Origin of the sequence: Comamonas sp. GCA5 (genome assembly GCF_036541385.1) — a bacterium.
In the GTDB taxonomy this organism is placed as follows: Bacteria; Pseudomonadota; Gammaproteobacteria; order Burkholderiales; family Burkholderiaceae_C; genus Comamonas; species Comamonas aquatica.
The window spans coordinates 1-424 of sequence record NZ_JAZHFR010000233.1; the positions used below are offsets into that span (position 1 = coordinate 1).

Genomic DNA, 424 nt, shown 5'->3' on the forward strand with positions numbered 1-424 from the left:
CGCGGCAGCGCCTTCATCGGCCAGGACGTGGAGGTGCAGGCCGGCCTGCACTGCGGCAAGGGCCTGCGCGCCGGGGGCGCGGTGGCGGTGCAGGGGCTGCTGGAGGTGGGCGACGGCCTGGCGGCCCAGGGCGACATCGTCTGCGGCAACCACATCCAGGCCGGCTGGGGCATCAAGGCGCGCGGCGACATCCGTGCGGCCTGCAGCATCCGCGCGGGCGAAACCCTGCAGGCCGAGGGCGAGATCGCCGCTGGCCCGGGCTATGGCGTGTTTGCCGGCATGAACGTGCAGATGGACGCCTGGCCGGACTGCGCCTGGGTGCGCGCCCTGCGCAAGCCGCAGGCCCTGATCAGCGGCTGGTGGGAAGAGCGGGCGCCGGCCTGGGCCTGAGCCGCATCGCCCCCGCGCCCGGGCCGCCACGGGC

The 424-nt window shown here is 76.2% G+C and carries 1 pseudogene; it reads left to right on the forward strand.

Annotated elements, in window-relative coordinates:
• Nucleotides 1-390: pseudogene (locus tag SJH88_RS19435) on the forward strand (hypothetical protein); the annotation flags it as partial.
• Between the last annotated feature and the right edge of the window lie 34 nt (nt 391-424).